Source organism: Embleya sp. NPDC020630, from assembly GCF_044334985.1.
Classification (GTDB): Bacteria; Actinomycetota; Actinomycetes; order Streptomycetales; family Streptomycetaceae; genus Embleya.
Window position 1 is genome coordinate 98,817 of sequence record NZ_JBIRUB010000023.1, and the last position, 21,565, is coordinate 120,381.

9 protein-coding genes are annotated in these 21,565 nt (G+C 71.6%); 6 read left to right on the forward strand and 3 right to left on the reverse strand.

Annotation, left to right across the window (positions count from 1 at the left end):
• Positions 1-92: 92 nt before the first annotated feature.
• The 3 genes from ACH4XV_RS41555 to ACH4XV_RS41565 all read left to right on the forward strand — a co-directional run bounded on the left by ACH4XV_RS41555 (position 93) and on the right by ACH4XV_RS41565 (position 7,164).
• The gene (locus ACH4XV_RS41555; protein ID WP_395798647.1) at positions 93-971 is read left to right on the forward strand and encodes an SDR family NAD(P)-dependent oxidoreductase; all 879 of its coding nucleotides are present in this window, start codon (positions 93-95) and stop codon (positions 969-971) included.
• A 285-nt stretch (positions 972-1,256) separates the two neighbouring features.
• Positions 1,257-6,737: a carboxyl transferase domain-containing protein gene (locus tag ACH4XV_RS41560; RefSeq protein WP_395798649.1), complete on the forward strand. Its 5,481-nt coding sequence runs from the start codon at positions 1,257-1,259 to the stop codon at positions 6,735-6,737.
• A 172-nt stretch (positions 6,738-6,909) separates the two neighbouring features.
• Positions 6,910-7,164 (forward strand): hypothetical protein, encoded by a 255-nt coding sequence (locus ACH4XV_RS41565; RefSeq protein ID WP_395798651.1) that lies wholly within the window; start codon positions 6,910-6,912, stop codon positions 7,162-7,164.
• A gap of 85 nt (positions 7,165-7,249) precedes the next feature.
• Here ACH4XV_RS41565 and ACH4XV_RS41570 read toward each other — a convergent pair whose 3' ends face one another.
• The 3 genes from ACH4XV_RS41570 to ACH4XV_RS41580 form a co-directional block, all read right to left on the reverse strand.
• Entirely contained in the window at positions 7,250-8,113 is an 864-nt protein-coding gene (locus ACH4XV_RS41570; protein ID WP_395798653.1) for an SDR family NAD(P)-dependent oxidoreductase, read from the reverse strand.
• A gap of 55 nt (positions 8,114-8,168) precedes the next feature.
• Positions 8,169-8,963 (reverse strand): thioesterase II family protein, encoded by a 795-nt coding sequence (locus tag ACH4XV_RS41575; protein ID WP_395798655.1) that lies wholly within the window; start codon positions 8,961-8,963, stop codon positions 8,169-8,171.
• A gap of 219 nt (positions 8,964-9,182) precedes the next feature.
• Positions 9,183-11,579: an MMPL family transporter gene (locus ACH4XV_RS41580; RefSeq protein ID WP_395798656.1), complete on the reverse strand. Its 2,397-nt coding sequence runs from the start codon at positions 11,577-11,579 to the stop codon at positions 9,183-9,185.
• Between the two features lie 467 nt (positions 11,580-12,046).
• On the opposite strand from ACH4XV_RS41580, the gene ACH4XV_RS41585 reads away from it, so the two are divergent.
• From ACH4XV_RS41585 to ACH4XV_RS41595, 3 genes are read left to right on the forward strand one after another with little or no spacing between them, the layout of a single operon-like run.
• The gene (locus ACH4XV_RS41585) at positions 12,047-13,141 is read left to right on the forward strand and encodes an SDR family oxidoreductase (RefSeq protein ID WP_395798658.1); all 1,095 of its coding nucleotides are present in this window, start codon (positions 12,047-12,049) and stop codon (positions 13,139-13,141) included.
• 57 nt (positions 13,142-13,198) lie between these two features.
• A complete protein-coding gene (locus ACH4XV_RS41590; RefSeq protein WP_395798660.1) occupies positions 13,199-14,785 on the forward strand; it encodes a PfaD family polyunsaturated fatty acid/polyketide biosynthesis protein in 1,587 nt (528 codons plus the stop codon).
• Positions 14,786-14,807: 22 nt separating this feature from the next.
• Entirely contained in the window at positions 14,808-21,560 is a 6,753-nt protein-coding gene (locus tag ACH4XV_RS41595; protein ID WP_395798662.1) for an SDR family NAD(P)-dependent oxidoreductase, read from the forward strand.
• Positions 21,561-21,565: the final 5 nt, after the last annotated feature.

The following is a 21,565-nucleotide window of genomic DNA, read 5'->3' on the forward strand; positions in this document are numbered from 1 at the left end:
CGTACGAGGTGCGCTCGCTCGTCCCTCCGCCCCGAGGACGCCCCCGGGGTGCCGGGTGGTTCGCTTCCGCCCGCTTCGAGAAGGAGGCAGTAATGTCCACGGCCCTGGTCACCGGCGCCAGTTGTGGTCTCGGCGTCGACCTCGCCCGCGCCCTGGCCGCTCGGGGTCACGATCTGGTCCTGGTCGCCCGCAGCGCCGAACCCCTCGACCGCCTCGCGGGCGAACTGGCCGCCGAACACCACATCGAGGCCCGTGCGCTGCCCGCCGACCTGACGGTCGAAGACGACCTCGAACGGGTGGCCGAGGTGGCGTGCGACAGCGACATCCTGATCAACAACGCCGGCGCCGCCCTGGGCACCCCCTTCGACCGCACGACCTGGGCGGACGAGCAGCGCATGCTCGCTCTCAACGTCGTCTCCCCGTCGCGGCTCGTCCACGCCGCGCTGCCGCACATGCTCCGGCGCGGCTCCGGCCGGATCCTGGTCGTCTCCTCGGTGGCCGCGCTCGGGCCCGCCTGGCAGGGCACCGCGTACGGCGCGACCAAGTCGTACGAGTTGGCCATGACCCAGTCGCTGGCCTACTCCCGTCGCATCCGCACCTCGCCCGTCGCGCTCACCGCACTCGTACTCGGCTACACCGCATCGCAGTTCCACGTGCGGGCCGGCATCACCGCCCCGCCCCCGTCGCTCACGCTCGCCTCGGCCTACGTCGCGAAGCAGGCGGTACGGGCCATCCATCGGCGGCGCCCGCCCGTCGTATGTGTCCCGAGCCTGCGCTACCGGGTGCTGGCCGGGCTCCTGCGCCATGCCCCGTACCGGTCGCTGACCGTCCCCGGCGTCGCCAAGGACTTCACCGCCGGCCCGCCCGAACTCGGCGGCCCCGACGCCGGTCGGGTGGTGTCGCCCCGCGATGAAGGCGCCGACGAGGTATCCGCCGTCGAGGGTCGCCAAGACGGCCGGGCGCGATCCTGAGGAGTGATACTGCGCCGAACGAGCGACCGCCAATCAGGCGATCATCACGCCCCGGAACTCGGCTCTCGTCGATATGCCCTGGTCAGGCGCGTGCGCACGATGACTCGTGGGCATTTCCCGTGCGCCGCGCCCGGTAGCCTGCCCGGTCTGCGACGTGGCCGCAGCCGGGGGACGGAAAGCCGTCACCGCCGGAACCGCCCCGTCGCGGCGCGCACATCGTTGACTCACAGGAGGTTCGGTCCGGTGTTCAGTCGTGTTGCCATCGTCAACCGTGGAGAGGCCGCGATGCGGCTCATCCACGCCGTCCGGGAGCTGGCTGCGGAAACGGGGATCCGGATCGAGACGATCGCTCTGTACACCGACGTCGACCGTACGGCCACGTTCGTGCGCGAGGCGGATCTGTCGTATGACCTGGGGCCCGCGTCGGCGCGCCCGTACCTGGACCTGAAGGCCCTGGAGCGCGCGCTGGTGGCCACCGGCGCCGACGCGGCGTGGGTCGGGTGGGGCTTCGTCGCGGAGGATCCGGCGTTCGCCGAGCTGTGCCGGGAGTTGGGCGTGGCGTTCGTCGGCCCGAGCGCGGAGGCGATGCGCAAGCTGGGCGACAAGATCGGCTCGAAGCTGATCGCGGAGGAGGTCGGCGTCCCCGTCGCCCCGTGGAGTCGCGGTGCGGTGGAGACCCTGGACGCGGCCCTGACGGCCGCGGCCGAGATCGGTTATCCGCTGATGCTCAAGGCGACCGCCGGCGGCGGTGGGCGTGGTATCCGGGTGATCAGGGACGACGCGGAGTTGGTCGACGCGTACGAGCGCACCAGCCAGGAGGCGGCGCGCGCGTTCGGCAGCGGCATCGTGTTCCTGGAGCGTCTGGTCACCGGTGCTCGGCACGTCGAGGTCCAGGTGATCGCCGACGGCCAGGGCACCGCGTGGGCGCTGGGTGTGCGCGACTGCTCGATCCAGCGGCGCAACCAGAAGGTCGTCGAGGAGTCCGCCTCGCCGGTCCTGGCACCGGAGCAGGTGGCCGAACTCAAGGCGTCGGCCGAGCGTTTGGCGCTGGCCGTCGGCTACCGCGGCGCCGCCACCGTCGAGTTCCTCTACCACCCGGGAGAGCGGCAATTCGCGTTCCTGGAGGTCAACACCCGCCTCCAGGTCGAGCACCCGATCACCGAATCCACCACCGGATTCGACCTGGTCAAGGCCCAGTTGCGGGTGGCGGCGGGGGAGCGGCTGGACGGTACGCCGCCCGTGGAGCGCGGGCACGCGATCGAGGCCCGGCTGAACGCGGAGGACCCGGACCGCGACTTCGCGCCCTCCCCGGGCCGGATCGCCCGCCTGGACCTGCCCGCAGGGCCCGGCATCCGCGTGGACACGGGCGTCAGCGAGGGCGACACCATCCCCGCCGACTTCGACTCGATGATCGCCAAGATCATCGCGTACGGGCACGACCGCGACGAGGCGTTGGGCCGGCTGCGGCGGGCGATGGCGCAGACCACGGTGATCATCGAGGGCGGCGCCACCAACAAGAGCTTCGTCCTCGACCTGCTGGATCAACCGGAGCTGATCGACGGCAGCGCCGACACCGGCTGGATCGACCGCGTGCGCGGCGAGGGCCGCCTCGTCTCGCACCGCCACTCCGCCGTCGCACTCGCCGCCGCCGCCATCGAGGCGTACGAGGAGGAGGAACACGCAGAGCGGCAGCGGCTGTTGTCCACGGCCGCGGGCGGGCGACCACAGGTGCGGCATGAGAGCGGTCGCCCCCTGGACCTGAAGCTGCGCGGCGTGGGCTACCGCGTGCGGGTGGCGCGGGTGAGCCCGCACCGCTTCCGGGTCGGCATCGAGGTCGGCGAGGTGGTGCGTACCGCCGATGTCGAACTCGACCGGTTCGACCGGCACACCGGCCAGATCGTGGTCAACGGCACCCGCTACCGCCTGCTCACCGCCACGCACGGGCCGACCCACCTGGTCGAGGTCGACGGCGTCACCCACCGCGTCGGCCGCGACGAGGGCGGCGTCGTACGCTCCCCCGCGCCCGCCCTGGTCGTCGCCACCCCCCTGGCCGTCGGCGACGAGGTCGAGGCCGGCGCACCGGTCCTGGTGCTGGAGAGCATGAAGATGGAAACGGTGCTGCGCGCACCGTTCCGGGCACGCCTGAAGGAATGCGCCGTGTCGGTGGGCAGTCAGGTCGACGTCGGTGCGGCGCTGTTGCGCCTGGAACCGCTCGCCGCCGAAGCCGAAGCCGAGGGCACCGCGTCCGTCGAGCTGGACCTGCCGACCGCCCCCGAGGCGATCCCGACCCGGGAGCGCGCCGCTCGCGGCCGGGAGGACCTGCGCGGTCTGCTGCTGGGCTTCGACGTGGATCCGCACGACGAGCGCCGGGTGCTCGACGACTACCTCGCCGCACGCCGGGCGGCCCTGGCGGATGGCGACGAACGGCCGTTGGCCGGTGAGCTCGAACTCGTCGAGATGTTCATCGACCTCGCCGAGCTGGGCCGCAACCGCCCGGCGGGCGAGGACGTGGGGGGCGAGGGGCACGTGCACAGCGCCCGTGAACACTTCCATACCTACCTGCAGAGCCTCGACGTCGAACGAGCCGGGTTGCCCGAGGCGTTCCGAGCCAAGCTGGCCAAGGCACTCGCCCACTACGGCGTCACAGAAGCGGAGCCCTCGGCCGAGCTCGAAGCCGCGGTGTTCCGGATCTTCCTCGGCCGGCAACGCGCATCCGCCGACGCCGCGGTCGTCTCGGCGCTGCTGCGCGTGTGGTTGCGCGAGGCGCCGCCGGACGCGGCGTTGCGCGAGCCCGTCGGCCTCGCCCTGGAGCGCCTGGTCGCGGCGACCCAGGTGCGCTTCCCGGTGGTCGCCGACCTCGCGCGCGGCCTGGTGTTCGCGTGGCTGGCACAGCCGTTGTTGCGCCGCAACCGGGCCCGGGTCTACACCGACGTGCGCCGGCACCTGCGGCATCTGGACGCGCACCCGGACGCCCCGGACCGTGCCGAGCGCATCGCGTCGATGGTGCGCAGCACCGAACCGCTGGTGTGCCTGCTCGGCCGGCGGCTCGTCCGCGACGGCCTGGACCATACGATCATGCTGGAGGTGCTGACCCGCCGGTACTACGGCAACAAGGGCCTCACCGGCGTGCGTTCGAGCGAGGTCGCCGGCTGCACGTTCGTGGTCGCCGAGCGGGCGGGCACGCGCCTGGTCTCCGTGGCGGTGCGCTTCGACGAACTCGGCGGCGCGCTGCGCGGGCTCACGGAACTCTCGGACGGCGAGGGCGCGGTCGAGGCGGACATCTATCTCGCGTGGGAGAAGCAGCCGGTCGACCCGGACGCGATGGCCGCCGCGCTGCACGAGGCCGTGGACACCCACTCGCTGTCACACCGGGTCCGCCGACTCACCACCACCGTCGCGGGTCGCGGTGGCGCGGTGATGCACCACCACTTCACGTTCCGCCCGTCCGACAGCGGGATGGTCGAGGAGCGGTTGATCCGGGGCCTGCACCCGTACATCGCGCAGCGTATGCAGTTGGAGCGGCTGAGCAAGTTCGACCTCACCCGGCTGCCGTCCTCGGACGAGGAGGTCTACCTCTTCCAGTGCGTGGCCCGGGAGAACCCCGCCGACGACCGCCTGGTCGCCTTCGCGCAGGTCCGCGACCTGACCGAACTGCGCGACCACGAGGGCCGGTTGGTCGCCCTGCCGACCGCCGAGAACGTGGTCGCCACATGCCTCGACTCGATCCGCCGCGCCCAGTCGCGGCGACCCGGGCGCAAGTACCCCGACACGAACCGGATCGTGATCTACGTCTGGCCGCCGACCGAGATCACCCGCGCCGAGTTGGAAACGCTCGTCGACCGCGTATTGCCGACCACCGAGGGCGCCGGCCTGGAGGAGATCCTGGTCATCGCTCGGATGCGCAGCCGGCACACCGGTGAACTGGACAAGATCGCCGTACGGATCTCCGTCGACGCCTCCGGCGGCACCGAACTGACTGTCGGCGAACGCTCGTTCGAGCCCATCGAGCCGATCGACGAGTACCGGCGCAAGGTGCTCCGCGCGGCCGCGCGCAACACCGTCTACCCGTACGAACTGGTGCGTCTGCTGGGCGATTTCGTCGAGTACGACCTCGACGACGAGCACGTCCTGGCGCCGGTCGAGCGACCGAGGGGCACCAACACGGCGGCGATCGTGGCGGGCGTGGTCAGCACGCCGACCGAGCTGCACCCGCAGGGCATCGACCGGGTCGTTCTGCTCGGCGACCCGACGAAGTCGCTCGGCGCGCTGTCCGAGCCGGAGTGCCGTCGGGTGATCGCGGCGCTGGACCTGGCGGAGCGTATGCGGGTGCCGGTGGAGTGGTACGCGCTGTCCTCCGGTGCGCGGATCTCGATGGAGTCGGGCACGGAGAACATGGACTGGGTGGCCGCCGCGCTCAAGCGCATCGTCACGTTCACCCAGGACGGCGGCGAGATCAACATCGTGGTCGCGGGCATCAACGTCGGCGCGCAGCCGTACTGGAACGCCGAGGCCACCATGCTCATGCACACCAAGGGCATCCTCGTGATGACCCCCGACTCCGCGATGGTGCTCACCGGCAAGCAGTCGTTGGACTTCTCCGGGGGTGTGTCGGCCGAGGACAACTTCGGCATCGGCGGCTACGACCGGGTGATGGGCCCGAACGGGCAGGCACAGTACTGGGCGCCGAACCTGGGCGCCGCGCGGGATGTGTTGATGGAGCACTACGACCGGACTCACGTGGCGCCCGGCGAGGCGACGCCGCGGAGGGCGCCGACGAGCGACCCCGCCGACCGGGACGTCCGCGACTTCCCGCACACGTGGGCGGGCAGCGACTTCACCACCGTCGGTGAGATCTTCTCCGCGGAGCACAACCCGGACCGCAAGAAGCCGTTCGACATCCGCACCGTGATGCGCGCGCTGTCCGACCGGGACCACCCCGTGTCGGAGCGCTGGGCGGGCATGGCCGACGCGGACACCGCCGCCGTGCAGGACGTGCGCCTGGGCGGAGTGCCGGTGTGCCTGATCGGGATCGAGTCGCGAGCGGTGCCGCGCCTGGGTTTCCCGCCCACGGACGGCCCCGACACCTACACCGCCGGTACGTTGTTCCCGCAGTCGTCGAAGAAGGTCGCGCGGGCGATCAACGCGGCGTCCGGCAACCGGCCGCTGGTGGTGCTGGCCAACCTGTCCGGGTTCGACGGCTCGCCCGAGTCGATGCGGAAGCTGCAACTGGAGTACGGCGCGGAGATCGGCCGGGCGGTCGTCAACTTCCGTGGGCCGATCGTGTTCTGCGTGATCTCGCGCTACCACGGCGGCGCGTTCGTGGTCTTCTCCAAGGCGCTCAACCCGAACATGACCGTGCTTGCGCTGGAGGGTTCCTTCGCCTCGGTCCTGGGCGGCGCGCCTGCCGCCGCGGTGGTATTCGCGGGCGACGTGCGGGCCCGGACGATCGCCGACTCGCGGGTGCGGGCACAGGAGGCGCACGTCGCGACCGTCTTCGGCGTGGAGCGCGCCGCGGCCAAGGCGGCGCTCGACGAGCTCCGCGCGTCGGTGCGGGCGGAAAAGCTCGGCGAGGTGGCGGCGGAGTTCGACCGTGTGCACGACATTCGGCGCGCGGTCGAGGTCGGCTCCGTCGACGCCGTCATCCGCGCCGAGGAACTGCGCCCACGGATCATCGAGGCCATCGAACGCGGTTTGCGTCGCCCGACGGACGACGACCGGTCCCCGTCACCGGTCGCCCGAATGCAGCAGTGCGGAGCGCGTCCGTAGGGGTGGTTTCGAAAATCGCCGACATGCGCGGTGAGCAGCGACGATGCCCGAAGTCTCGGCATTCGTCAGGTTATTCGAGGCGGTTCGGATGCCCGCCGTCCGCGGATCCGCGTTCAGGATGAACCCGACCGCCTCAGGTGAGGTGGTCTCTTCGAGAGGACAAGGGGATCTCATGCGTAGGATCACGCGCGCTTCCGGCACCGTTGCCGCCGCGCTGCTCATGGCGGGTGCGGCCGCCGGCCCGGCGTTCGCCCTGACGGCGCACGCCGACCACGCGGCGCCGGCGTCGGTTCCGCAGGACGGCGGTTGGGGTGGTGGCGGCGGCCTGGGCGGCTGGGGCTACGGCGGCGGTGACGAGCACGGCGGCGGCGGTGGCGGCGGCTGGGGCCCGTTCGGCGGTGGCGGCGGCTGGAACGCCCCCAGCTGACGCCACACATGGACGTCGGCCTGCTCGATCCGATCGGATCGAGCAGGCCGACGTGTTTTTCGGAGGCTTGTGCGGCTTCGCCGGGTCAGGACCGCGGGGCCGCCTGGCGCACGACCTTCGCCCGAGCCCGTTCGATCGAGGCGTGTACGACCGGTTCGAACGCGGAGCCCAGCAGCCTGGTGCCCAGGTCCATGACCTTCGCGTCGAGGCCGATGCACACGCGGGTGCGGCTTTTGCGGACGCTGCCGAGGATCACGCGCGCCGCGTGCTCCGGCGAGGTCTTGGACAACGAGTCGTGCACCGCCACGACCTCGGCCCGGTCGGTGCCCCGCGCCGCCCGCGAGTTGCGCACGATGGAGGTCCTGATCCCGCCGGGGTACGCGGTGGTCACCCCGACCGCGCTGCCCTCACGGCGCAGTTCGTTGCGTACGGACTCGGAGAAGCCCCGCACGGCGTACTTGGTCGCGGAGTAGGCGCTGCGCTCGGGCATCCCGAACAGCCCGAACGAGGAGGAGACGTTGACCAGATGGGCGCCGCGCGCCGGATCGGCGCGGCGCAGGTGCGGGAGGAAGGACTTCGTGCCGTGGGCCACGCCCCAGAAGTTGACGCCCATGATCCATTCGAAGTCGGCCCACTCCATCTCGTCGACGCTCGCGGTCAACGCCACCCCGGCGTTGTTGATCACCAGGTTGACCTGGCCGAAGCGCTCCGCGGTGGTGTCCGCCCAGTCCTGCACCTGCTCGCGCCGCGCGACGTCGACCACGTCGACGTGCACCTGCTCCGCGCCCAACTCCCGGGCCCGCCTGGCGGTTGTGTCCAGGCCCTGCGCGTCGACGTCGGCGAGGGCCAGCCGCGCGCCGTGTTCGGCGAGGGCGAACGCGAGTGCCTGTCCGATTCCGGAGGCGGCTCCCGTCACCGTGCACACGCGTCCTGCGTAGTCTCGAATCACGGGTTCACTCCAAAAACTCGACCGCACGTGGATGAGGGGACATCGGCGCCGAAATTCAGGAGAAGGCGCCGATGGTGGAGCGCAGATCGGTGGAGAGGTCGGTCAGCAGACTCGGCAATGCCTCGTGCACGTACAGATGGCCGCCGGGATAGGTGCGCAGTCGCAGGGGCCGCGTCGTTTGTTCCTGCCAATTCGACAACGATTCCACCGGGACCAGGGTGTCGTCGCGTGCACCGAAGACACTCAACACACAATCCAACGGCGCCTCGTGGACGTACCGGTGCTGGAGGGCCAACAGGAGGTCGGCCATCATGGGCGGCCCGAAGGCCGCCATCGAGCCCTGGTCGCGAAACACCTCGGGCGGCAGCAGGTCGGTCAGTCCCAGTTGCCGCCAGGGCTGATCCGAGATCAGGATCGGCTGGCACGCGCGCGCGAACGCGCCGCCCTGCGGCGGCGGCACGGCCGACAGGGCCAGCAACGACGGCATCCGGTGACCGCATCGGCGCAGCTCGCGCACGGTGTCGAAGGCGATCATCGCGCCGATGCTGTGGCCGAAGAAGACGTACGGCCGACCGTCGTCGGATTCCAGCACGAGTTCCGCGACCATCGCGCTCAATTGGGCGGGGTCGGTGAGTGACACCTCGCCCGTACGTGCGCCGCGACCGGGAAGTCGTACGGCCGTCACCTCGACCGAATCCGGCAGGTAATCCACCCACGACGCGAACATGGTCGCGTCCGCGCCCGCATAGGGGATGGTGAACATCCGCACCGGTGCGTGCGGTCGGGGTGTATAGGTGACCAGGTCCGGACGCGGAGAGCGAGTGCCGAGCGGGCGGCAGATGGATTCCACAGGCGATTCTCGATTCGTCCTACGCGAACTTCGCGAAAAGGCGGGGGGTCGGTTGCGTTCGGCGAATGCCGGCCGATCGCGGAGACTCTATGCCCTCGGGGGAGCCCGGCCGGAAACACGATCGGCCGAACGGGTAATGGCGCGACTTTCGGCACGTGATATCCGAACAGCCTTGTGGGTCGGACGATTTGCCGTTTCGACCCGGCATCCCGAGGGCGGTCAGCCGGCGGGTCGGTCGGCCCCGTCGGCGGCGGAGTCGGCCGCCTGGCCGACGAGTTCGGGGTGGGCCTCCGTACGGGCGTCGGGCAACTTCGCGCCGGTGTCGCGGGGGCGTCGGGGCAACGACCACGAGGGCGCCCACCAGTTGGCCCGGCCGGTGAGTCGCATCAGGGCCGGGACCAGGACGCCGCGGACGACGGTGGCGTCCACCACGACCGCGACCGCGAGGCCGACGCCGACCGTCTTGAGCAGGGTGACGTGGGACATGGTCAGCGCGACCATGGTGGCGGCGACGATCAGCGCCGCGGCGGTGAACAGTCGACCCGTGTGCTCGATCCCGAAGACAATCGACCGGGTGTTGTCGCCGGTGCGCACGAACTCCTCCTTGATGCGGGCGAGGAGGAAGACCTCGTAGTCCACGGAGATGCCGAACGCGATGGCCAGGGTCAGCAGCGGCATCGTGGTCTCCAGCGTGCCGTCGGTGGTGAAGTCGCCGACCAGCCACCGCAGATGACCGTCCTGGAACACGTAGACGATGGCGCCCAGGCTCGCGGTCATGCTGAGCAGGCCCATCACGACCGCCTTGATCGGCACCAGGACGCTGCGGGTGAACAGGAAGAGCATGACCAGGGTGCCGACCAGCATGATCGCGGCGCCGTAGGGGAGTGCCTCGCGCAGGGTGTGCTTGGTGTCGGTCAACTCGGCCGCCTTGCCCGCGACCAGGTGGGGCTGCGGGGCGGGCAGGGTGCGCAACCGGTGGACGAGCGCGACCGTGTCGGGCGACTGGCTGTCGTCCGTGCCGACCACGCGCAGCACGCTGCCCACGACGGCGGGGCGGGTCGGCTCCGGCGGCGCGGCCGGACGCACGACCACGCTCGTCGTACCGTCGGCGGCGGCCCCCGCCGGCTGTGACGCCGGCAACTCCGTTGTCCGGACGGGCAGTCCCGCGCGGTAGTCGCCGGTGTCGGCGATCACGTGCGCGACGTGGGGCAGCGCGGACAACCGTCGGGCGTAGGCGTCGATCGCCGGGGCGTCGGTCGCCGCGTTCGCCCGGGGCAGGATCACCGGGATGATTCGCTCGGGCGGGTCGACGAAGTCGCCGCGCAACAGCTCCGCGGCGCGGTGCGGTTCGGAACTCGTCGGCAGGATCTTCTCGTCGATGGTGGTGAAGCGCGCGTGCAGGAAGGGCAGCGCCAGGACCAGAAGTAGGGCCGCGGCGATGCCTCCGCACAGGATCGGCCGGGCGGTGGCGAGCGTGGCGATGCGACGCCAGGCGGGGCTGCCGCCGCCCGCCCGTCCGCGCCCGCGCCGCAAACGCCGGAACGGGTCCAGTCGATCCAGACGCGGTCCCAACACGGCGAGCAGCGCGGGCAGTACGAGCAGGGACGTCAGCGACGAGATGCCCACCACCAGGATCGATGCCCACGCCAACGAGCGCAGCAGTTCCAGCGGGAAGACGAACAGCGCGGACAGACACAGCGCCACCGTCGCCGCGGAGAACAGCACGGCCCGCCCGGCGGTGGCCATGCTCAGCACGATGGCCCGGCGCGACTCGACGCCCCGGGAGAGTTCCTCGCGATAGCGGGTCACGATGAACAGGGCGTAGTCGACGGACAGGGCGAAGCCCAGCGCCGCGCAGATGTTGATCGCGAACACGGTGATCGGCATCGTGAGCGTCAGGGTGGCCAGGACGGCCAGTGCCCCGGCCACGGAGACCGCGCCGATGGCGAGTGGGATCGCCGCCGCGGTCAACGACCCGAACGCGAGCAACAGGATGATCATGGTCAGCGGCGCCGCCAGCAACTCCCCGCGTTCGAGGTCGCGTTCGGACTCGTCGGTGGCCTGCGCGTTCAACCACGCGGGCCCGGTGGCGTCGACCCGCAGACCGGCCGCCGCCTTGCGCACGGCCGGTACCAGGGCGCGCGAGGCCACCGCGCCGTCGCGTTCGCTCCCGGCCAGGTCGACGCGGATCAGCGCGCCCTTGCCGTCACGCGAGCGCAACAGGGGGGAGTTGGTGGTCCAGTAGGACTGCGCCGCGTCCACGCCCGGTCGGCCCGCGACCAGCGCGGTGATCCGCCGGCCCGCCTCGGCGACCTCGGCGTCGTCCACCGGCTTGTCGGCACGGATGTAGAACACCAGGTCCGCGGCGTCGGCCCCGTATCGGGCGGCGACCCGCTCGGCCTCCGCGGCCCGGGTCCCCGTCGCGGTGAAACCGCCGTTGGACCAGCGGTCCTTGGCGCCGGCGACCACGACGGTGGCCAGGAGCAGGACGATCAGCGCGCCGGCCAGGAGCGGGCGGCGGTGCCGTACGCACAGCCCGGCGAGGCGGCCCAGCGGGTCGCCGGGCGGGTCCGGCGTCTCGTGCTCGGGAGGTGGGACCGGGATGGTGTCGAGCATTGTGTGTGTCCTCCCAGGACGACGTCGTCTGTGCGATGGGCGAGGACGCCCGTGAACCGGGCTCGGGTGCGGGGAACACGGGCTCGGGCGCGGGCATGGCGAACTCCGGGCCGCCATCGCGTCGGGCGGCCGGGCAGGGGCGAATCCTGTCGCGACGGTCCGCCGCGTCCACGGATATCCGGAGGAATTGTTCGCACCGCAAGCGAGGGTACCGCGCATACGGACCACAACTCGTTATTGCCGGCCACGGCCGCCGCAGCGCAATAAATCGTATGTATAAGAATCGGATGTGTTCGACCGGCGGGCGAGTGGACAAATATGCCCATCGACACCCCGGCTCGGAACTAGCCCATACCGGTGAATCTGACTTCCCGCGCCGGGGCGTGGACTTTTCCAGCACCCGCGCATGGATAGTATCGACGTCGCAATAGACCGGCCATCGGTTCCACGAGAAGAGGAATGAGACCGTGCAGGTTGTATTGACCGGAGGCACCGGTTTCCTGGGTCTGCGGCTCGTTCGTGAACTCGTGAATCGGAATTGCTCCGTCACGCTGCTCTCGCGCCGCAGCAGTACGAGCGCCATCGACCGAATCTCGCACGCCCTCGGTCGACTGGGGGAGACACCGGATTTCATTCGGAAATTTCGGCGCCGCGCCGACGAACTGGACATCGAAATCGAGCGTCCCCTGTTCGGCCTCCCCGACGACCGGGTGGAAAAACTCGTCCGGCGAGCCGACATGTTCCTCCACAGTGCCGGAAACATCGATCTCAACACCGGTGCCCGCGCGATCCGGCCGGTGAATGTCAACGGAACGCAAAACTTCCTCGACATCGCCGCAAGGAGTCCGCACGGCGCGCCTTTCTGCCATGTCAGCACCGCGTTCGTGGCCGGCGCCCGACGCTCGGGCACCGTCGCCGAAGCCGACCTGATCGACACCTACGGCTTCGAGAACGAATACGAGCGGTCCAAGTGCGACGCCGAATCCCTGGTTGGCCGATGGGCCCGGGAAAGCGGAATGCCGGCACTGGTCATGCGACCCAGCATCCTCCTCACCGACCGGCCCCCGACCCCGGGACTCCCGGCGCACCCCTTTCAGACCATCAGCGCGCTGCTGCGTGCCTCGACGATCGAAAGGGGCATCGCCGGACTCTCCATTCCACGAGGTCTGCGGCCGGTCATCCACATGCAGGGACAGGCCGACGCGCGACTGAACTGCCTCCCCGTCGAGGACGCCGCGAAGGCCATCGTGAGCATCGCCGCGGAACACCGGTCCACGGACGCGGAGACATACCACATCGTCCACCCGGACGACGTCTCCGCCACGACGCTCATCGAACTCTTCGAGAAATTTGCCCCGATCCGCATCGTCCTCCGGCCCGAGCTTCCCGAAAGGCTCTCCCCGGCCGAGCAGCGCTTTCACAGCTACGCCGGGTTCGCCGCGTACTTTCGGCACACGCGGGTCTTCGACGACCGCAACGCGCGCCGTGTCCTGGGCGGACCCTGTTCCCGGACGACCGTCGACATGGCCTATCTCCTGGCCGGCACGCACGGGATTCTCTGACGGTCGACGAAACCCGACTCCGACACCCTTTCCGAAAGGCCACAGGAGAAACCGCTCATGACCATCGGACTGCAGGCATCACCTCGTCGTGACGTGTCGGATCCCACCGCCGACGGTCTCCTGGCCGTGCTTCGCCAACCGCGGAGCATGGCCACGATCGTTCGGCGCCTGTCCGACTCCGTGACCGGCGCCGTCCTGGGTGACGCGCCCGTCGACGGCTGCGAAGTCGTCGGCACACTCTCCCCGCTGTATCCCGAATGGCTCGGGGATCGTTCGTTCACCACCGACCACGGCGTGCGATTCCCCTACGTGGCCGGTGAGATGGCCCAGGGCATCGCGGGCATCGCCATGGTCGAGGCGATGGCGCGCGCCGACCTGCTCGGCATCTTCGGAGCGGCCGGACTGCCGATCGACGCGGTGCGCCGGGCGATCGAGGAACTGCGCCACAGGCTGCCCGAACACGCCCCGTGGGGGGTGAACATCATCCACAACCCGCACTCACCCGCGTGGGAGGACGAGGTCGCCGCCCTCGCCATCCGACACGGCGTGCGGTGCGTGTCCGTGTCGGCGTTCAGCAAGGTCACCCGCGCCCTTGTGCACTGCTGCGCGGCGGGCCTGCAGATGCGCGCCGACGGCCGGATCGTGCGTCCCCGAATGATGATGGCCAAGGTCTCCCGGCCCGAGGTGGCCGAACAGTTCCTCGCACCGGCGCCCCCCGAGCTGCTGCACGAACTGCTCGCCCAGGGTCTGTTGACCGCCGACGAGGTGGCCCTCGCCGCCCGCGTGCCGATGGTCGACGACCTGACCGTGGAGTCCGACAGCGGCGGGCACACCGACGGCAGGCCGCTGTCCACCGCGCTCCCGCAGATCCTGGCCCTGCGCGACACCGTCGCCCACCGGCACGGCATCGCGCCGCGCACCAGGATCGGCGCGGCCGGCGGCCTGGGCACCCCGCACGCCGTCGCCGCCGCGTTCGCGATGGGCGCCGCGTACGTGGTGACCGGATCGGTCAACCAGCTCAGCCTGGAGGCCGACACCTCCGACCGGGCCCGCACGATGCTCCAGGCCGCGGACACGATGGACGTGGCCATGGCGCCGTCCGCGGACATGTTCGAGATGGGCTCGAAGGTACAGGTCCTCAGCCGCGGCACGATGTTCGCCGCCCGGGCCTCCAGACTCTTCCAGCTGTACCGCGACCACGAGTCGCTGGAGGACATCCCGCCGGCGCAGATCGCCCGACTCGAACGCGAGATGTTCCGTCAGCCGGTGGCGCAAGTGTGGGCCCAAACGGAGGAGTTCTGGCGCAGCAGGGAGCCCGCGCAGGCCGACCGCGCGGCCGTGGACGGCAAACACCGCATGGCGCTGGTGTTCCGCTGGTACCTGGGCATGTCCAGCACCTGGGCGACCACCGGGGTCGCCGACCGCAGCGTGGACTACCAGATCTGGTGCGGCCCCGCGGTCGGCGCGTTCAACGACTGGCGCAAGGACGGATTCCTCGCCGATCCCGCGAACCTGTCCGTGGTGCAGATCGCCCGCAATCTCATGGAAGGCGCGACGGTGCTCACCCGCGCGCAGCAGTTGCGCAGCCACGGTGTCGACCTGCCCCCTCAGGCGTTCACCGTCCACGCCCATGAACTCCTCTGACTCGCATATCGCAAGGAGTCCCGTGCCCGAGAGTTCCCGTCCCTCCCAACCACCCATCGCCGTTGTCGGCCTGAGCACCCTGCTGCCCGGTTCCTCGGACGTCGGCGGGTTCTGGCGCGACGTGGTCCACGCCCGTGACCTCATCCGAGACGTGCCGGACACCCACTGGCTCGTCAGCGATCACTATTCGAGCGACCCCACCGCCCCCGACAAGACCTACGGCAAGCGTGGCGCGTTCATGTCGCCGGTGGCGTTCGACCCGCTGGCCTTCGGCACCCCACCGTCCACGATCGACGCCACCGACACCGCACAACTGCTGAGCCTGGTCGCGGCCGAACGGGTCCTGCGCGACGCCTGCGGCGACGACGGCCCGTCCGAGACGCTGCGAGAACGCACCGGCATCATCCTGGGAGCCAGCCCCACCGAGCTGGCCTTTCGCATGTCCTTCCGGTCCCAGCGGCCCACCTGGCGCCGGGTCATGCTCGCGCGCGGGGTGCCGGAGGCCCAGGCCGACGAGCTGTGCGAGGCCATCGCCGCCTCGTATCCGGTGTGGAAGGAGAGTTCCTTCCCCGGCATGCTCACCAACGTCATCGCCGGTCGCGTCGCCCGTCACTTCGACCTGCACGGCAGCAACTACACCACCGACGCGGCCTGTGCCAGCTCGCTGTCCGCGATGAGCGCCGCCATCGACGAACTCACCCTCGGCCGCGCCGACATGATGATCACCGGTGGCGTGGACCCGCTGTGCGACGCCTTCGGGTTCACCTGCTTCAGCAAGACCCCGGCGCTGTCCCCGTCGGGCGAGTGCCGGCCCTTCTCCGCCGACGCCGACGGCACCCTCCTGGGCGAGGCCGTGGCCATGGTCATGCTCAAGCGCCTGGCCGACGCCGAACGCGACGGCGACCGGATCTACGCGGTGATCCGCGGCGTGGGCACCTCCTCCGACGGACGCGGATCCTCGATCTACGCCCCCGCCGTCGCCGGGCAGGTCCGCGCGCTGCGCCGGGCCTACGCCAGTGCGGGCTACAGCCCCGCGACGGTGGAGCTGATCGAGGCGCACGGCACCGGAACCAAGGCCGGCGACACCGCGGAAGTGACGGCCCTCCAGGAGGTGTTCGGCACGGGCGACCCGACCGACATCGCGCGTTGCGCCCTCGGATCGGTGAAGTCGCAGATCGGCCACACCCGGACCGCCGCCGGCGCCGTCGGACTGGCCAAGGCCGCCCTGGCCCTGCACCACCGGATCCTGCCGCCCACGATCAAGGCCGACCGCACCGATCCCGCCCTGGAGTTGGAGAAGGGCCCCTTCTACCTGAGCACCCGGACCCGGCCCTGGATCCGCGGCACCGACCACCCGAGGCGGGCCTCGGTCTCCAGCTTCGGCTTCGGCGGAACCAACTTCCACGTCACCCTCGAAGAGCACCGCACGGCGGAAACCGCCCCGGCGGGCGAGCGGTACACCCGCAGCGCGCCCAGCGAACTGCTGCTGCTGAGCGCCGACTCCGGCCCCGCGCTGGTCACGGCGCTCGACGCGCTGGCCGCGGACACCGCGCCGCCGGCCGACCTGGCGCGCCGTACCCAACTCGCCTTCGACGCCGCGGCAACCCACCGATTGTGCCTGGTCGTTCGCGACGAGGACGACCTCCGGGCCCAGGCGGCGGACGCGCGAAGCCGGATCGCGGCCGACGCCCGGGCGGCCTTCCACACGCCCGGCGGCGTGCGCTACGCGTGCGGCCCCGCCTCGACCGACAAGATCGCGTTGTTGTTCCCGGGGCAGGGCAGCCAGTACCCCGAGATGGGCATGGACGTCGTGCTGCACCAGCCGCTCGCGCTCGCCGCGTGGGACCGGTTGGCCGGCTTCGAGATCGACGGACACCCGCTGCACCGCCTGGTCTTCCCGCCGCCGGCCGTGGACGAGGCCGGCGAACGTACGCAGTCCGAACGGCTCAAGGCCACCGAATGCGCACAACCGGCGCTCGCCGCACACGCGTTGGCGATGCGGGAGATCCTGCGCGCGGTCGGCTTCGAGCCCGACTGCGTGGCGGGGCACAGCTTCGGCGAACTCTCCGCGCTGCACGCGGCCGGCGTCTACGACGACGAAACCCTGATGGCCCTGGCCCGGGCCCGCGGCGAACTCCTGCGCGACGCGGGCAAGGTATCGGGCGCGATGCTCGCCGTCACCGCCTCCGCGAAGGAGGCGGACGACCTGGTCCGCGGCATCCGCCGGGCCTGGGTCGCGAACTACAACTCCCCGACGCAGCACGTCGTCTCGGGCGCGGAATCCGCGATCGTCAAGGTGGAGAAGCGCGCGCAGGAGCAGGGGATCAGGACCCAACGGCTCGCCGTCTCCTGCGCCTTCCACAGCCCGCTGCTCCAGTCCGCGACCACCGGGTGGCGACCCACCCTGGAGCGGTACGAGTTCGCGACGCCGCGCATGGGCGTCTACGGCAACGCCGACGCCCGGCCGTATCCCGGCGAGGCGTCCGCGATCCGCAGCGTGCTGCACGACCACGTGACCTCCTCCGTGCGGTTCGCCGACATGATCCTGGCCATGCACGACGACGGCGTCCGTACGTTCGTCGAGGCCGGCCCGGGCACCGTACTCACCGGCCTGGTCGGCAGGATCCTCGCGGATCGGCCCCACCTCGCGCTGAGCGCGGACCAGACCCGCGGATCCGGACTCACCGCACTGCACCGCGTCCTGGGTGCGCTGGCCGTCGCCGGTCGCCCCCTGGACTTCGCCCCACTGTGGGCCTCGTTCACCTCGAGCACTCCTTCGCCATCGCTGACAAGGACGGGTATGACCATCCCCATCTCCGGTCCCAACCCCGATGTGGGCCACCGCGAGAGCACCCCCGCCGTGCCCGTGGTCCACCAGTCGGGCACCGGGTTCCCGCCGGCCGCCGCGACGACGAGCCCGGCGCCGCCGGTCGCCGCCGCGCGGCCGATGCCGCCGGCGCCGCTCGCCGTCACACAGGCGCCGCCGCCGGCTCGGGTGCAGGCGGCGCCGCCGGCCGCGGCTCCGGCTGTGGCTGTGGCTGCGCCTCCGACTGCGGCTCCGGTTGTCGCTGCGGCTCCTGCGCAGTTCGCGGCTGCCGCACCGGCGCCGGCACCGGCGCCCGCCTATGTGCCGGCGCCCGTTCCGGTACAGCCGGCCCCCGCCGTGCCGGTGCGTTACGACCCGCCGGCCGAGACGCCGACGACGCACGACGTCACCTCGTCCGGGTCCACCTGGTCGCCGGTGACCGCCTCCGGCGCCTGGCTGCACGCGTTCCTGGAGGTCCAGCGCCAGGCGGGCGACGCGCACAGCGCCTACCAGAGCACGACCTCGGCCAGTCACGCCTCCTACCTGGACCTGGCCAAGACCTCGCTCGACGCGCTGATGGCCTGGCGGCCCGGAGCCGAGCCGCGAGCCGCGGCCGCGCCGACGCACGCCCCGGTCGAGATGCCGGCGCCGATCGCCCAGGGCCCGCGTGCGCTGGAGGCCCGGCCGCCGGCCCTGGAGATCAGCCCCGCGCCGCCGATGCCGACGGCGTACCAGGCGCCGGCCCCGGTCACCCAGGCCCGGCCGCCCGCGCCGGCGGCGCCGGTTGCTCCGGCTCCGGTCGCGCCCGTCGCGCCCGTCGCGCACCAGAGTGTGGTCCAGGCGCCGCCCGCAATGGCGCAGATTCCGGCCCCGACCCAGGCACCGGCTCTCTCGGCCGCGCCCGCCCCGGCTCCGGCCGCCGCTCCCATGCCTGCTCCGGCCGCCGTTCCGGCTCCGGCGCCGGCTCCGGTTCAGGAGAGCGGCGCGGATGTGGCGTTGGCGATCGTGGCGGAACTGACCGGCTATCCGGTCGAGATGCTCACTCCGGAGATGGATCTGGAGGTGGACCTGGGTGTGGACTCGATCAAGCGGGTGCAGATCCTGACCCGGTTGCGGGACCACTTCCCGGGTGAGGCCGACGTGGACCCGGCCGACCTGGCCCGGCTGCGTACGATCGCCGCGATCGCCGAGAAGATCACGTCGATGCGCGCCCCCGGCGGTGCCGGTGCGCAGGCTCAGCCCGGGACGCAGGCCCTGGTGCCGGCTCCCGCTCCGGCCGCCGTTCCGGCTCCGGCGCCGGCTCCGGCTCAAGAGAGCGGCGCGGATGTGGCGTTGGCGATCGTGGCGGAACTGACCGGCTATCCGGTCGAGATGCTCACTCCGGAGATGGATCTGGAGGTGGACCTGGGTGTGGACTCGATCAAGCGGGTGCAGATCCTGACCCGGTTGCGGGACCACTTCCCGGGTGAGGCCGACGTGGACCCGGCCGACCTGGCCCGGCTGCGTACGATCGCCGCGATCGCCGAGAAGATCACCTCGCTGCGCACCCCCGACGCCACCCCCGCGCCGCCCCAGGCGCCCGTCGCCGCCCCCGCCGCGCCGGCCGCGCGTCCGCAGGAGCAGATTCCCGCGCAGAGCAAGCACGAGGCGCCGCAGTTCACGGTGCTGCGCACCGGCGCCGGCCTCGTACCCGTCGAGGCCGCCGCCGGCGCCGCGCTCAAGGGCCTGCGCGAACAACCCCTGCTGATCACCGACGACGGCACCGGCGTCGCCGAATGCCTTGCCGAGACCCTGCGCCGCGAAGGCATCAAAGCCTCCGTCACCGACCACGTGACCGAAGACTCCACGGCCGTGATCTCCCTCGCCGGCCTGCGCGGGATCGACCCCGAGCAGGACCCGGACGCACCCACCCGCGAGGTCTTCACGACCCTGCGCACCATCGCCTCGGCGATGGACCGCCGAGGCGGCGTACTGGTCGTCGTCCAGGACACCGGCGGCGCCTTCGGCACCTCCGGCGTGCGCGGTCGCGAGGGCTGCGCGGGCATCGCCGCGCTCGCCCGTACCGCCGCGAACGAATGGGCCCACGCCTCGATCAAGACGATCGACATCGACCGGGCCGGACGCGCCCCGCAGGACATCGCCCAGGCCATCGCCACCGAACTCCTGCACGGCGACGACGTCACCGACGTCGCGCTGGCCGCCGACGGTTCGCGCGCGCTGCTGCGCGGCACCACCGAGCCGATGGGCGCGCCCCGGCCGCTCGACCTCGGGCCGGACCCCGTGGTCGTGGTCACCGGCGGGGCCCGCGGCATCACCGCGTCCTGCCTGTTCGCCCTGGCCCGCGCACACCGGCCGAAGTTCCTGCTCCTGGGCCGGACCCGCCCCGTCGACGAGGACGACGAACTGCGCGGCGCCGCGGACGAGACCGCCATCCGCCAGATCCTGGGCAGCCGCCGCGACGAGCACACCGGGGCGACCCCGACCCTGGCGGAACTCGCCGTCGCCTCCGGGCGCGTGCTCGCCTCCCGCGAGATCCGCAGCACCCTGGACGAGCTGGCCGTCGCCGGCGCGGAGACCCGCTACGTCACCGCCGACGCCACCGACCGCGAGCGCGTCGCCGAGGCACTGGCCGAGGTACGCCGCGACTGGGGCCCGATCACCGGGGTCATCCACGCCGCAGGCGTGATCGCCGACAGCAACATCTCGGCCAAGACCGAGGCCCAGTTCACCACCGTCTACGACACGAAGGTGCGCGGATTCCGCACCCTGCTCGACCTGACCGCCGACGACCCGGTGCGCCTGGTGTGCGCCTTCTCCTCGGTCAGCGCACGACTGGGCACCGCGGGGCAGTGCGACTACGCGGCGGCCAACCAGGCCATGGAGCAGATCACCGCGACCGAGGCGGCGCACCGCCCGGGGACCACGGTCAAGGCCGTCGCGTGGGGCCCGTGGGCCGCCGGCATGGTCTCCCCGGCGCACGCCGAGCACTTCCGCCGACTCGGCGTCCCGCTCCTGGAAGAGGCCGCCGGCGTCAAGGCGTTCATGGCCGAACTCGAACAACCCGGCCCGGTCTGCGTCTCGATCGCCGCCGGCACCGCCGCCTCCACCGGTGACCCGACCGACCGACCGGACGTCACCGAGATCGTCGTCGGCGCCGACACCCACCCGTACCTGATCGACCACAGCATCGCGGGACGCCCCGTGGTGCCCGTGGCGCTGGTCCTGGAATGGTTCGCCGCCGCCGCGCGCGACGCGCTGCCGGACAACGGTTCCCTCCTGGTCCGCGACCTGCGCGTGCTGCGCACCATCGCGCTGGAGAAGTTCGGGACCGAGGAGACCCGACTGCGGGTGCACGTGCGTCCCGACGGCACGCACCCCGACACCACGCTGCGCCTGGAACTCAAGAGCCTCGACGGCGCGCTGCACTACTCGGCCCTCGCGGGTCCGGGTGAGGCGGCGAAGCTGACCGCCCCGGCCCCCGAGCCCGCCGACGAGAACTTCGAGGTACACCCGGGCAGCGCCGTCTACGACGGAGCGATGCTCTTCCACGGCCCGAGCTTCCACGCCATCCACACGATCAACGGGCTGAACTCCACCGGGGCGACGTGCGACTTGATCGGGGCGCGGCAACTCGGTTGGGCGCAGGACACCTGGCAGACCGACCCGCTCGTGATGGACGGCGCACTCCAGGCGGCCTGCTTGTGGGTGCTGTCCTCGGCCAGCGTGCAGTCGTTGCCGATGGGCATCCGTGAGGTGCGCGTGGTGTCGACCGGCGCCGTGACGACACCGGTGAAGTGCACCGTGCGCAGCGTCAAGCAGGGTACCGACGACGCGGTCTGCGACATCTGGCTCACCATCGAACAGGGTGGCGCGGAACAGGTCCTGGCCGTGCTCGGCGGCGTGGAGATGATCTACCGTCCGGACCTGTCGAACGCGACCCGGCCCGCGCTGATCTCGACGGACGCGTGAGGGGC

Coding starts and splice junctions, on each gene's coding strand:
- ACH4XV_RS41555 (WP_395798647.1), top strand. CDS start 93: ATGTCCACGGCCCTGGTCACCGGCGCCAGTTGTGGTCTCGGCGTCGAC.
- ACH4XV_RS41560 (WP_395798649.1), top strand. CDS start 1,257: ATGCGGCTCATCCACGCCGTCCGGGAGCTGGCTGCGGAAACGGGGATC.
- ACH4XV_RS41565 (WP_395798651.1), top strand. CDS start 6,910: ATGCGTAGGATCACGCGCGCTTCCGGCACCGTTGCCGCCGCGCTGCTC.
- ACH4XV_RS41580 (WP_395798656.1), bottom strand. CDS start 11,579: ATGCTCGACACCATCCCGGTCCCACCTCCCGAGCACGAGACGCCGGAC.
- ACH4XV_RS41590 (WP_395798660.1), top strand. CDS start 13,199: ATGACCATCGGACTGCAGGCATCACCTCGTCGTGACGTGTCGGATCCC.